Annotated in this window: 10 protein-coding genes; 8 read left to right on the top strand and 2 right to left on the bottom strand. The window is 63.4% G+C overall.

Annotated elements, in window-relative coordinates; genetic code table 11:
- Nucleotides 1-65 precede the first annotated feature (65 nt).
- Nucleotides 66-443, top strand: a complete 378-nt coding sequence (locus DM806_RS15390; RefSeq protein ID WP_256869333.1) for a gamma-glutamylcyclotransferase family protein — start codon at nt 66-68, stop codon at nt 441-443.
- Nucleotides 444-514: 71 nt separating this feature from the next.
- Here DM806_RS15390 and DM806_RS15385 read toward each other — a convergent pair whose 3' ends face one another.
- Entirely contained in the window at nt 515-865 is a 351-nt protein-coding gene (locus DM806_RS15385; RefSeq protein WP_179044049.1) for a hypothetical protein, read from the bottom strand.
- A 94-nt stretch (nt 866-959) separates the two neighbouring features.
- On the bottom strand, nt 960-1724 hold the full coding sequence (locus tag DM806_RS15380; RefSeq protein WP_179044048.1) for a FadR/GntR family transcriptional regulator: 765 nt from the start codon (nt 1722-1724) through the stop codon (nt 960-962).
- Nucleotides 1725-1914: 190 nt separating this feature from the next.
- Between DM806_RS15380 and araD1 the strand changes: the two genes are divergently transcribed.
- From araD1 to DM806_RS15345, 7 genes are all read left to right on the top strand, one after another.
- A complete protein-coding gene (gene araD1 / locus DM806_RS15375; RefSeq protein ID WP_218647501.1) occupies nt 1915-2907 on the top strand; it encodes an AraD1 family protein in 993 nt (330 codons plus the stop codon).
- 5 nt (nt 2908-2912) lie between these two features.
- Nucleotides 2913-3839, top strand: coding sequence for a Gfo/Idh/MocA family protein (locus DM806_RS15370; protein ID WP_179044047.1), 927 nt, complete (start codon nt 2913-2915; stop codon nt 3837-3839).
- A gap of 36 nt (nt 3840-3875) precedes the next feature.
- Nucleotides 3876-5444, top strand: coding sequence for an alpha-N-arabinofuranosidase (locus DM806_RS15365; RefSeq protein ID WP_179044046.1), 1569 nt, complete (start codon nt 3876-3878; stop codon nt 5442-5444).
- A gap of 114 nt (nt 5445-5558) precedes the next feature.
- A complete protein-coding gene (locus DM806_RS15360; protein ID WP_179044045.1) occupies nt 5559-6608 on the top strand; it encodes an arabinan endo-1,5-alpha-L-arabinosidase in 1050 nt (349 codons plus the stop codon).
- 37 nt (nt 6609-6645) lie between these two features.
- Complete coding sequence (locus DM806_RS15355) at nt 6646-8073, top strand: glycoside hydrolase family 43 protein (RefSeq protein WP_179044044.1); 1428 nt, start codon at nt 6646-6648, stop codon at nt 8071-8073.
- A 254-nt stretch (nt 8074-8327) separates the two neighbouring features.
- The gene (locus DM806_RS15350; protein WP_179044043.1) at nt 8328-10928 is read left to right on the top strand and encodes a TonB-dependent receptor; all 2601 of its coding nucleotides are present in this window, start codon (nt 8328-8330) and stop codon (nt 10926-10928) included.
- A 124-nt stretch (nt 10929-11052) separates the two neighbouring features.
- The gene (locus DM806_RS15345) at nt 11053-13077 is read left to right on the top strand and encodes an MGH1-like glycoside hydrolase domain-containing protein (protein WP_179044042.1); all 2025 of its coding nucleotides are present in this window, start codon (nt 11053-11055) and stop codon (nt 13075-13077) included.
- Nucleotides 13078-13141 lie beyond the last annotated feature (64 nt).

Genomic DNA, 13141 nt, shown 5'->3' with positions numbered 1-13141 from the left:
ACCGGAAGCGTCAACGAAAAGGCCGGAGCGGGCGACCGCTCCGGCCTTTTTGCTTTGCGCCGCCCATGCATCGGCCTATCCCGCCCGTAATGTCCGACATCCTGCTCTTCTCCTACGGTACGCTGCGCCAGCCTGAGGTGCAGAAGGCGCTGTTCGGCCGCCATGTCGTAGGCACGCCGGACGCCATCCCCGGCTTTCGCCAGCGGATGATCGAGATCAGCGATCCCGACGTCATCGCCAAGAGCGGCACGCGCTGGCACCCAATGGTCGAACCGAGCGACGATCCCGCCGATGCCGTAGACGGCCTCGTCTTCCGCCTCACGCCGCAGGATATTGCCCGCGCAGACGCTTATGAAGTCGATTATGTCCGGCGTGAAGTGCGGCTGCGGTCGGGGCTTATGGCATTCATCTACGGCGACAAGGATGATGAACCGCCCGCCTAGATGTCTGATGGCGGATATGGGGTGGTTATCTGGCGGTCCGGTTTTAGTTGGCAAAGTAATGAAACAGACATTCAGTAGGGGCAATACCAATACACCCCCTTACCCACCGGCTCGAAGCGGCCCTTTGGCTCCGGCAGCTCTCGATCATTGGGCGGGATGAAATATCCCCAACCACCATCAAAATACGGCTTTACAAGGATATCGACACCATCCGCAGAAATGGTGACGTTTTCTGGCTCTAGTCCAGAAATTGCCTGCGGCCATTTGCTCTTTGGCAAGGCAACCTGAGACCTAGCTGTTGACCTCGATAGCATCCGCGCTTCTGTACGGATTGCTTGAAGCACAGACGGGTCGCGCGTTGGGCCAGAGCAAGCTGTCGCCAGCGTTAGCATAATCAATGCGAACTTACCGACCTTCTGCATGGCGCCCCCCTTCTCAAGGCGACAGAATGCCGCCATGCAAGTCCGTCCGCAATCAAGACGCGATATTGTTAATGCTTATGTCAACTTCTGGTCGTCAGCCGCCCATCGCGCTCGCCGTATCCTCCAGCGCCAGGTCGACCAGTACGCCCATCGCTTCGGCCGCCGCCGCCGGATCGCCCGCCGCGATCGCATCATAGACGCGGACATGATCGGGGATCGGGTTGCGCGGCAGGGCGCGGGCGCGCTGCTTGAACTGGGTGGTCCAGTTGACCGCCGCGCCGATACTGGCGGTCAGCGTCAGCAGCGCGTCGTTGCGCGTCGCATTCAATATCGCATTGTGAAAATCGCGGTCGGCCGCCCGTCCCGCCTCGGTCGCCAGCGTATGGCGGCGCATCGCGGCCAGCGCATCCTTCATGATCCGCAGATCGTCCTTGTCGCGCCGCTGCGCCGCCAGCCGCGCCGCCGCCGGCTCGACGATGGCGCGCAGCTCGAACAGGTCGCGCACGAACTGGATGTCCGGCTCCCCGGCAAAGGCCCAGGCCAGCACATCGGGATCGAGCAGGTTCCAGCGATTGCGCGGCAGCACCCGCGTCCCCGCCTTGGGCCGGCTTTCCACCAGCCCCTTGGCGGTCAGCACCTGGATCGCCTCGCGATAGGCGCTGCGCGACACTTCCAGTTCCTCGGCAAAGGCCACTTCGCCCGACAGCGTGTCGCCCGGCTGATATTGCCCCGACAAGATCGCCGTGCCCAGCTTGTGCGCGATCGCACCGTGCAGCCGCCGCCCCGGCCCTCGCGCCGCCCGGCCATTTCCGCCCTTTTCCGTCTCATCCCCGTGCAAAGACGGATTTTCCTTCACCATTCGGATCCCTCCCACCTCGATCCAATGAGGCATAGTTCAGCCTAGAATACAATGATTGCCTTTACCATCGCCGTGTAATATGTCGGAGTAATTGAGAGATTCACCGCTGCGCCGGCCCGTGTCGGCGCAGCGTTTCGCCTATCATCGATGAACCAGCGCCACAGGTCGGCGTGCGGGAGGGAGAGTTTTCATGACATTGCGTCTGTTGCAGCACCGTTCGGACTCCGGTGAACGGTCGGTCATCGCCGCGCAGGGCGACGCCGCCCATTTCGTGCCGGGCTTCGCCACCATCCGCGCACTGGCGCTGCACGCGATCGCGCAGGGCGTCAGCCTTGCCGCCGCCGTCGACGCCGCCGGCAAGGCTGACGCGGTGGACATCGCCGCCGAATATGAAGCGAACCGCCTGCTCGCGCCGATCGACCATGAAGACGGCGCGCATGTCCAGCTGACCGGCACCGGCCTGACCCATCTCGGTTCCGCCGAGGGCCGCGACAAGATGCACCGCGAAGCCGCCGCCGCCGAAAAGCAGACCGATTCGATGCGCATGTTCCTGGAAGGCCTGGAAGGCGGCAAGCCCAGTGCCGGCGAAGTCGGCCAGCAGCCCGAATGGTTCTACAAGGGCGACGGCTCGCAGCTGGTCGGCCCGACCGATCCGCTCGTCATGCCCGCCTTCGCCAAGGATGGCGGCGAGGAACCCGAACTGGCCGGCATCTACCTGATCGGCGAGGACGGCACCCCCTATCGCCTCGGCCTCGCGCTCGCCAACGAGTTCAGCGACCATGTGACCGAGCGCCACAACTATCTGTGGCTCGCCCACTCCAAGCTGCGTCAGGCCTCGCTCGGCCCGGAACTGCTGGTCGGCACGCCGCCGGAGCATATCGAAGGCGCCAGCCGCATCCTGCGCGACGGCGAAGTGATCTGGGAAAAGCCGTTCCTGTCGGGCGAAGGCAATATGTCGCACAGCTTCGCGAACCTGGAACATCATCATTTCAAATATGACCTGTTCCGCCGCCCCGGCGACGTCCATGTCCACTTCTTCGGCACGGCCACCCTGTCGTTCAGCGACGGCGTGCAGACGCAGGAAGGCGACGTGTTCGAAATCATCGCCGCGCCCTTCACCCTGCCGGTGCGCAATCCGCTCACGCGCGCCGACGCTGTCCAGGTCGCCGTCAAGCAGCTCTGACACCAATGGACCCGATCCGTATCGCGATCGTCGGCATCGGCAAGATCGCGCGCGACCAGCATGTCCCGGCCATCCGGGGCAATGCGGCGTTCAGCCTGGCGGCCACCGTCAGCCCGCATGATGCGGGCCTCGACGGTGTACCGCACCATGCCAGCCTGGACGATCTGCTCGCACAGGGACCGGCGGTGGACGCCATCGCGCTCTGCACCCCGCCGCAGGTCCGCTACGATCTCGCATCGCAGGCGCTAGCCAGGGGCATCCACCTCTTTCTCGAAAAGCCGCCCGGCGCGACTTTGGCTGAGGTGGAAGCGCTTAAAGGCCAGGCCGACAAGGTTGGCGTCAGCCTCTTCGCAGCCTGGCACAGCCGCTTTGCCGCCGGCGTCGCGCCGGCGCGTGCCTGGCTGGCCGAGCGCCGGATCGAAAAAGTCTCGATCGTCTGGCGCGAGGATGTCCGCGTCTGGCATCCGGGTCAGGCCTGGATCTGGCAGCCCGGCGGGTTGGGCGTGTTCGATCCGGGCATCAATGCCCTGTCGATCGTCACCCATATCCTGCCGCGCCCCTTCTTCCTGAAGGACGCGACCTTGGTGCTGCCGGAAAACCGCGCCGCGCCGATCGCCGCCGACCTCGCCTTCCGCGACACGGCGGGCGCGCCGATCCACATGGACCTCGACTGGCGCCAGACCGGCCCGCAAAGCTGGGACATCATCGTCGAAACCGACGCCGGCACGCTGAAGCTCAGCCACGGCGGCGCGGTGCTGACCCTGCCCAGCGGAACTGAACATGGCGAAGATGTCGAATATGCCGGCCTCTATGCCCGTTTCGCTACGTTGATCCGGGGCGGACGGTCGGATGTCGACACCAACCCGCTGCGGCTGGTCGCCGACGCCTTCCTGCGCGGCACGCGCGAAAACACCGACGCCTTTCACGACTGACTTATCCACAATTTCATCCACAGGGAGAGGACGGACATGACGAAAACCTTGCGCCGCACCGCCAGCGCGCTGTTGCTCTGCGCCAGCGCACTGGCTTGGCAGCCGGCCAGCGCCGATACCGACGGCAAGCCGACCACCGCCACCATCCATGCCGACAAGCCCGGCGCGGTCTATGACAAGGCGATCTTCACCCAGTTCGCCGAGCATCTGGGCAACGGCATCTATGGCGGCCTTTGGGTCGGCAATGACAAGTCGATCCCCAACACCAACGGCTTCCGCAATGACGTGATTTCTGCGCTGCGCAACCTGTCGGTGCCGATCATCCGCTGGCCCGGCGGCTGCTTCGCCGACGAATATCACTGGCGCGAAGGCATCGGCCCCAAGAAGGACCGCCCGGTCAAGATCAACACCCATTGGGGCGGCGTGACCGAGCCGAACACGGTCGGCACGCATGAATATTTCGAATTGATCCGTCAGGTCGGGGCACAGGCCTATATCTCCGGCAATGTCGGCAACGGATCGCCACAGGAAATGGCGGAGTGGGTCGAATATATGACCTCGCCCGCCGGCACGCTGGCGCAAGAACGCGCGAAGAATGGCCATAAGGAGCCGTGGGCCGTCCCCTATTTCGGGATCGGCAACGAATTATGGGGCTGCGGCGGCAATATGCGCGCCGAATTCGCGGCGGACGAAACGCGCCGTTACGCCACTTTCGTCAAGGCGCCGCGCGGCACCAGGATCATGAAGATCGCGGCGGGCGCCAATGTCGATGATTATAATTGGACCGAAACGATCATGCGCGAAGCGGGCGACAAGCTCGATGGCCTTTCGCTCCATTATTATACGCTGCTGAACGGCCAATTCCCGCCCAAGGGCGATCCAGTCGATTTCGACGAGTCCGCCTGGGCCAATATCCTGTCCGGCGCGCGCCGGATGGACGAACTCGTCACCAAACACAGCGCGATCATGGACAAATATGATCCCGCCAAGCGTGTCTTCCTGGCGGTCGACGAATGGGGGACGTGGTTCGCCCAGGACAAGGGCACCCATCCGGGCTTCCTGCGCCAGCAAAATACGCTGCGCGACGCGCTGGTCGCCTCGATCCATCTCGATATCTTCGCCAAGCATGCCGACCGTGTCCGCATGACCGCGATCGCGCAGATGGTGAACGTGCTTCAGGCGATGATCCTGACCGAAGGCAAGAAAATGGTGCTGACGCCCACCTATCATGTCTTCGAAATGTACAAGCCCTGGCAGGATGCCACGGTGCTGCCGATCGACATCCAGACCCCTTGGTATGCCAAGGATCAGTTCACCATGCCCGCCGTCAGCGGCTCTGCCGTGAAGGGCAAGGACGGCAAGGTCCATGTCGGCCTGTCGAACCTCGATCCAAACCAGCCCAACACCGTCACGGTGAAGCTGGACGGCCTGAACGCCGCGACCGTCACGGGCCGCGTGCTGACCGCGTCGGCGATCAATGCGCATAACAGCTTCGACGCGCCCGAAACCGTCAAGCCTGCCGCCTTCACCGGCGCGCAGGTCAGCGGCGGCACGCTGACCGTGACGCTGCCGGCCAAGTCGGTGGTCGTGCTCGAACTGCAATAACGTCCTTGGAGCGGGCGGTGGGTGGAATTACCGCCCGCTCCATCCCCTGATGCCCGTTGATGCCAGTGCTCCTGCGCAAGCAGGGGCACTTCGCTTAGATATGGAGAGGTCCGAATGGCCCGACACCTCATGCTCACATTGGCGGGCCTCGCCCTGCTCGCAGCCACCGGCCCCGCCTGCGCCCAGCAACCGGCTGCCGCTGCCCCCGCGACGCTCAACGACCGGCTGACCGGCGACCTCGTCCCGACCCATGATCCCGTCATCGCCCGCGAAGGCGACACCTATCATGTGTTCAGCACCGGCCATGGCAAGCGGCTTATCGAGACGCGCACGTCGAAGGATCTGGTGCACTGGACGGCGGGCGATCCAATCTTCACCTCGCTCCCCGAATGGGCGAAGCAGGCGATCCCCGGCAGCGACGGCATGTGGGCGCCCGATATCAGCTATGTGAATGGCCGCTATCGCCTCTATTATTCGGTTTCCACCTTCGGATCGAACCGCTCGGCCATCGGCCTCGCCACCAGCCCGACGCTGGACCCCAAGGCGAAGAATTACGGCTGGCGCGACGAAGGACTGGTCGTCATGTCCACGAAGGACGCCGACTATAACGCCATCGACCCCAATTTCATCATCGACCGGGATGGCCGCCACTGGCTGTCGCTGGGCAGCTTCTGGACCGGCATCAAGCTGTTCGAACTCGATCCAAAGACCGGCAAGCCCAGGGATGCGAAGAAGCCCGTCTCCATCGCCCGCCGCCCCGCCCCGGCCGGCGGCCCGGCTCCGGTCGAAGCGCCCTTCATCGTCGACCATGGCGGCTATTATTGGCTGATGGTCAGCTACGACTATTGCTGCAAGGGGACGAACAGCACCTATTACACGGTCATGGGCCGGTCGAAGGCGATCACCGGTCCCTATCTCGGCAAGGACGGCAGCCCGCTGATGGAAGGAGGCGGCACCATCTTCCTGCGCGCCGATCTTCAGGAACAGCAGCGCTTCCGCGGCCCCGGCCATGCCGGCTGGCTCCACGATAAAGATGGCAGCGGCCAGGAAGACAAGGACTATGTCGTCTACCACGCCTATGACAAACAGGCGAACGGCGCCCCCACCTTGCGCATCGCCCCGGTGCGCTGGGGGGCTGACGGCTGGCCCGTCGCTGAGTATTGACCCCTTTTAGTCCGACTATCTCCTGGAGAGACACCTGATGCCCTTCAACCTGTCCCGTCGCGGCTTCATCGGCAGCGCCGCCGCACTGTCCGCCGTGCCTGCCATGGCCCGCGCCGCCTCGGACCCAGCCGCCGCCCCCGTCCCCATCAATCCGCTGGTCAAGCAGCGCGCGGACGCGCAGGTCTTCCGTCATGACGATGGCTATTATTATCTGACCGGCTCCGTCCCCGAATATGACCGGCTGGTGCTGCGCCGGTCGAAGACGATCGCGGGCCTGTCGACCGCGAAGGAGGCCGTGCTGTGGCGGCATGAGGCCAGCGGCCCGCGTTCGGGCTATATCTGGGCGCCCGAGCTGCATCAGATCGACGGCAAATACTATATGTATTTCGCGGCAGGCCCAGCCGGCGGCGGTGACGACGTGTTCCGCATCCGCACCTATGCGATCGTCTGCGACGGCCCCGATCCGATGAGCGGCAAGTGGAGCGTGGCCGGCGAACTGCAAACGCCGTGGGACAGCTTCAACCTCGATTCGACCAGCTTCGTGCACAAGGGCGTTCGTTATTTCGCCTGGGCGCAGCGCGAACCGGGCATCGAAACCAACAGCAACCTCTACATAGCCAAGCTGGAAGCGCCGCTGAAGCTGGGCGAGAAGGTCACGCGCCTGACCGTCCCCACGCTCGACTGGGAAGTGCGCGGCTACAAGGTCGCCGAAGCCCCCGCCGTCCTGCACCGCAACGGCCGGCTGTTCATGACCTATTCGGCCAGCGCCACCGACGCGCGCTATTGCCTGGGCCTGCTGACGGCGGACGAGAATGCCGACCTGCTGGACGCGAAGAGCTGGACCAAGTCACCCCAGCCGGTATTCGTCAGCAACGAACAGACCAGCGTCTATGGCCCCGGCCACAACAGTTTCACCGTGGACGAACAGGGCCGCGACATCCTCGTCTATCATGGCCGCGACTATAAGGAGATTCAGGGCGATCCGCTGCTGAACCCCGATCGCCACACCCGCGTCCAGCGCCTCTATTACACCGCCGACGGCACGCCCGATTTCGGCGTGCCGGTGGGCAATGGCCCGATGCCCGAGCGCTTCGTCTCCGCCGCCAGCCCGCAGTCGCTGCTGGCGCATGACGGCTTGCAGCTGCTTGGCGGCAACCCGGCGCTGGCCCAGACCCAGTTCCGCCAACTGCCCGGCCGCGCCGGCAAGCAGAGCGTCATGCTCTCCCCCATCCTGATACCCGATCATTATCTGGTCGCGAAGAAGGACGGTTCGGTGACGCTCGAAAGGGACAGCAAGAGCGCCGATTTCGCGCTGCGCAGCCAGTTCGTGCGGTTGCAGGACAAGGGCAGCGACCTGCTGCGCTTCGCCGCCATCTCGGCGCCGGGCAAGGCGCTGGGCCTGGCCGACGGGCAGATTCGCCTGGTCGGCAGCCGCGACACGACCGCCTATTGGCGCGCTGACTGATCCGTCCAAGTCCGACAATTTGACAAGAAGAATGGGGCCGTTCGCCATCGTGCGGACGGCCCCTTGCCTATAAATTGGACAGATTCACGCTACGCAACGGCCATTCTCTCGACATGCAGCATAAATGTCACAAGTATCCCATTTTGTGGGACCAAGCCCCAATTTTACGCTTGCGATTCATTTGTCGGAGCAATAATTAGTCCGAGTAATTCACGCATGGCGTAACCGCGCCAGCCCCAGGGGAGGATATCCAAATGGCTTTCAAGCCGGTCGCACTCGCTTCCGCTTCCATGTTCGCACTGATGCTGTCGGGCGCCGCCCACGCACAGGATGCGGCCACCGCCGCACCACAGAGCGACGAACCTGCCGACATCGTCGTCACCGGTGTCCGGGCTTCTCTCGCCACCGCACAGCGTATCAAGCAGAATTCCGTCCAGATCGTCGATTCGATCGTAGCGCAGGATATCGGCAAGCTGCCGGACAACACCGTGTCCGACGCGCTTCAGCGCGTTACCGGTATTCAGGTGACGCGTGCTGGCGGTGAAGCCGGCACGGTGCTGATCCGCGGTCTGCCCAACACCGCGACATTGTTGAACGGCCGCGAGGCCTTTACCGGCACTGGCCGCGGTATCGCCCTTCAGGACATTCCGGCCGAACTGCTCGCGGGCGTCGATGTCTACAAGACCAGCACGCCCGACCTGGTGGAAGGTGGCGTCGCCGGTGTCATCGATGTACGCCTGCGCCGTCCCTTCGACTTTGACGGCTTCCAGGTCGCAGGCGGCGGCCGCGCCGTCTACAGCGATCAGGCCGGCAAATGGGGCTATCTCGGCAGCGCTCTGGTCAGCAATCGCTGGGATACGTCGATCGGCGAAATCGGCATCATGCTGTCCGCCTCGCACAATCGCCGTCGCTATGAAGACAATACCGCGTTCGATTTCGTGTCGAACCCGATCGCCGACCCGAATAGCGGCAACCAGATCGGCGTCCCGGACACGGTCGGCGGCCTCTACACTCAGGGCGACCGTCGCCGCACCGCCTATAATGCGTCGGTACAGTGGCGTCCGGCCGCCAATCTCGAATTCTATGTCGATGCGCTCTACACCCAATATAAGAACCGCTACGACACCGACTTCTTCGTCGGCCTCCCCAAGGCGGGTAACGTCACATCGATCACGCCCAACCCGGATTATCCGGCTCTGGCCAATGGCGTAACAGTCGAGAACGCCTACACCATCACCAGCAACCAGGCATATGAGGACAAGACGACCACCTATCAGATCAATGGTGGCGTCAAATATACGACCGACGACAACACGACCCTGTCGTCGGAGCTGACCTATAATCGCAGCCGCCTGCCCAACCGCAACATGATCGTCGACACGTCGTTCAACGCGCCCACGGCCGTCTATAATTTCGACAAGGGCGGCACGCCGCAGATCGACATTCAAGGCGTGGACCTGACCGATCCGTCGGCATTCACCCTGCGCACCTTGTTCGACAATCACAGTGTTGCCGTCAGCCGCCAGTGGGCCTGGCGTGGCGATGTCGAGCACAAGTTCGACGACGGCTTCCTGTCGAACTTCAAGATCGGCGCGCGTTATACCAACCGTCGCGTGACCTCGCAGGCAACCGCGTCCATCCCCATTGCGGCGACCAATCCGGTTCTGGTCAGCACCCTGCCAGGCGAATTCTGGGATCTGTCGCCCAATGGCCTCGTCAAGGGCAGGGTCGGCATTGGCCAATTCCTCGATGCCAATGGCGACTATCTGCTCGACAATAGCGATACGGTGCGCGGCTGGTTCGGCCAGGCCGTCGGCGATCGTCCATTCGAACCCAATCTGGCCTTCTTCGACCTCGAAAAGACCTATGCCTTCTACGCGCAGGCCGGTTATCGCTTCGATCTCGGCTCGGTGCCGGTCGATGGCGTCTTCGGCGTTCGCGTCGTCAACACCGTGACCGCCCTGACCGGCAATGGTGTCGACAGCCGCCAGAATTATCTGAACGCGCTGCCGAGCATCAACGCCCGCTTCGGCCTGATGGACAATCTCCAGCTGCGCCTCGCCGCCGGCAAGACGATCACCCGCCCGAACTTTGCCGACCTCAACCCGCTCGTCACCTATGTGCCTAGCGGCTCGACCGGCAATCAAGGCTATGCCGGCACCGGCGGCGGCGGCAACCCTGCTCTCACGCCGATCAAGTCGGACGCCTATGACATCACGCTGGAATATTATCCGAGCCGCAATTCATCGATCACGGCCGCCGGCTTCTATCGTAAGATCAAGGGTTATATTCAGACCTATTCGCAGCCCGAGGAATATCTGGGTGATACCTGGCTGGTGAACCGTCCGCGCAACACCGGCTCGGGTTCGCTGAAGGGCGTCGAGCTTGCCTATCAGCAGTTCTTCGACTTCCTGCCGGGCGCGCTGAGCGGCCTGGGTGCGCAGCTGAACGGCACCTACACGATCGGCAAGACCGAGGACCCGATCAACGGCGGCAAGCAGCGGATCGTGAACGTCTCGAAATATTCCTACAATGTGGTGGCGATCTACGAAAAGTACGGCATTTCGGCACGTCTGGCCTATAACTGGCGCTCCAGCTTCGTTGACAGCTACAATTCCGGCGGTTTGCAGGCGAGCACCATCGTCGCCGATCCGACCGGCCAGCTGGACTTCTCGGCGAGCTATGACCTGACACCCGCGATCACGCTGACCTTCGATGCGACCAACATCACCGACCGGACCTATCAGGACCGGTTCAAGGGACTGAATTCTCTGACCGGCGTGTATACCGATACGCCGCGCGACACGCGTACTTATGACCGGACCTTCGAGTTCGGTGCGCGTTTCCGCTTCTAAAGGTGCCCGATGGCGCGCGGTGTCTCCTCACTGCGCGCCATTTCCATGGCGGCCGTTCCGGGATGTCTCTCCAAGTCCCGGATCGGCCGCCATATTTGTTTGTGAATGACAGGGAGGACGAAGGATGCGCGCGATAAGGATGCTGCTGCTGGCGGGAGCCGCCATGATCGGGATCGGCGCTGCCTCGCCTCCCCCGGCCATGGAAAAAGACGCGATCGCCGCCCGGCGCTTCGGCAATGACGCCGCTTGGTATCGCGACCGCATTCCCTTCTTCGAATCCGCCGATCCGAAGATCGACGCCGTCTATTATTATCGCTGGCAGGTCTTCCGCGGGCATCAGCGCGACCTGGGCGAAGAAGGCTATATCACCACCGAATTTTTCGACGATGTCGACTGGCAGCGCCATCCCTATGCCAGCCTGAACGACGCCAGCGGCTTCCATATCGGCGAAGGGCGCTGGCTCAACGACAGGCGCTTCACCGACGACTATATCAATTTCATGTATCGCAGCGGCGGCAACGACCGCCACTTCACCGATCATATGGCGGACAGCGTCTGGGGCCGTTACCTCGTCGACGGCGACCGGGCCGATGCAATCGAACATCTGTCGGTCATGAACCATATCTATCGCCTGTGGGACGACAAATATGACTTCGACAAGGGGCTGTATTTCGTGGAGCCGCTACTCGACGCCACCGAATATACCGTCTCCTCGATCGACGCATCGGGCGGCAAGGACGGGTTCCGCGGCGGCGACGCCTTCCGCCCCTCGGTCAACAGCTATATGTTCGCCAATGCCCGCGCTTTGTCTAAAATGGCGGAGCTGGCGGGCAACAAGGCGATGGCCGTCGGCTATGCCGCCCGCGCCGACGCCCTGCAAAAGCACGTCCTGACCGATCTCTGGAGCGACAGGCTCACCCACTTCATCGACCGCCACCAGTCGCGCAAGAATGAATTCGTCAATTACTGGGATCCGATCCGCAACCGCGAACTGGTCGGCTATCTGCCCTGGATGTTCGACCTCGTCCCCGACGATGCGAAATATGCGCAGGCCTGGACCCATCTGCTCGACCCCGCCTCGCTCGCCGGCAAGGCGGGCATGCGCACGGTCGAGGCCAGCTACGAATATTATATGCGGCAGTATCGCTATCTCGGCAAAGACCCGGAATGCCAGTGGAACGGCCCGATCTGGCCCTATCAGACGACGCAGGTGCTGCATGGCATGGCCAACCTGCTCGACCATGCCAAGGCAACCGGTCCGGTCACGCGCAGTGCCTATATGCGCCTGCTGCGCCAATATGCCGCGCTCCACTATCAGGGGGATCGCATCGACATCGAGGAGGATTATCATCCCGAAACCGGCAAGCCGATCGTCGGCCTCGACCGCAGCCATCATTATTTCCATTCCGGCTTCAACGACCTGATCCTGACCGGGCTGGTCGGCATCCGCCCGCGCGCCGACGATGTGCTGGAGGTGAACCCGCTGATCCCCGACGCCGGCGACAGCCAGGCCCTCGGCTGGTTCCGGGTGCAGGATGTGCCCTATCATGGCCACAAGGTCGCCGTGACATGGGACGCGGACGGCAGCCACTATAAGCGCGGCAAGGGCCTCGTCATCGACGTCGACGGCAGGGAAGTCGCCCGCCGCGAGACGCTCGGCCGCGTCGAGGTGCGTGTATCACGCGCCGCCACGCCCGCGATCCAGCGCCCGATCAACCGGGCCGTGCAACTGGTGCGCGGGCAGTACCCGATGGGATCGGCCTCCAGCAACGCCGACGTCGAAAATGTCCATGACGCGATCGACGGCCGCGTTTGGTTCTTCCCCGAACTGCCCAATGGCTGGTCCTCCGCCCCCTCCCCGGCCGAGCAATGGTATGCGATCGACCTGGGCAAGCCGGTCGGCCTCGCCCGCGCCGAACTCGCCTTCTTCGCCGATGGCAAGGGCTTCGCCGTGCCGCAAAGCTACCGCCTCCAGGCGTGGGTCGACGGCGACTGGCGCGACATTGCGAACCCGAAGGGCAGCCCGATCGCCAACGGCGTGACGGACGTCCGCTGGCCGCGACTGCAGACCGCCAGGGTCCGGCTGCTGTTCCGGCAGCCCAGGGGCAAGGCCACCCGCCTCGCCGAATTCAAATTATTTGGGGAATAGATAACGAACGGCCGGCCACAACCCGCCATCTTCGGCCCATCTTTTATGGCCATCACGTCGAAGG

The organism is Sphingobium lactosutens, assembly GCF_013393185.1.
Lineage (GTDB): Bacteria > Pseudomonadota > Alphaproteobacteria > Sphingomonadales > Sphingomonadaceae > Sphingobium > Sphingobium lactosutens_A.
Note: the sequence above shows the minus strand (reverse complement) of the source record. Positions and strands in the feature narration are given on the sequence as shown.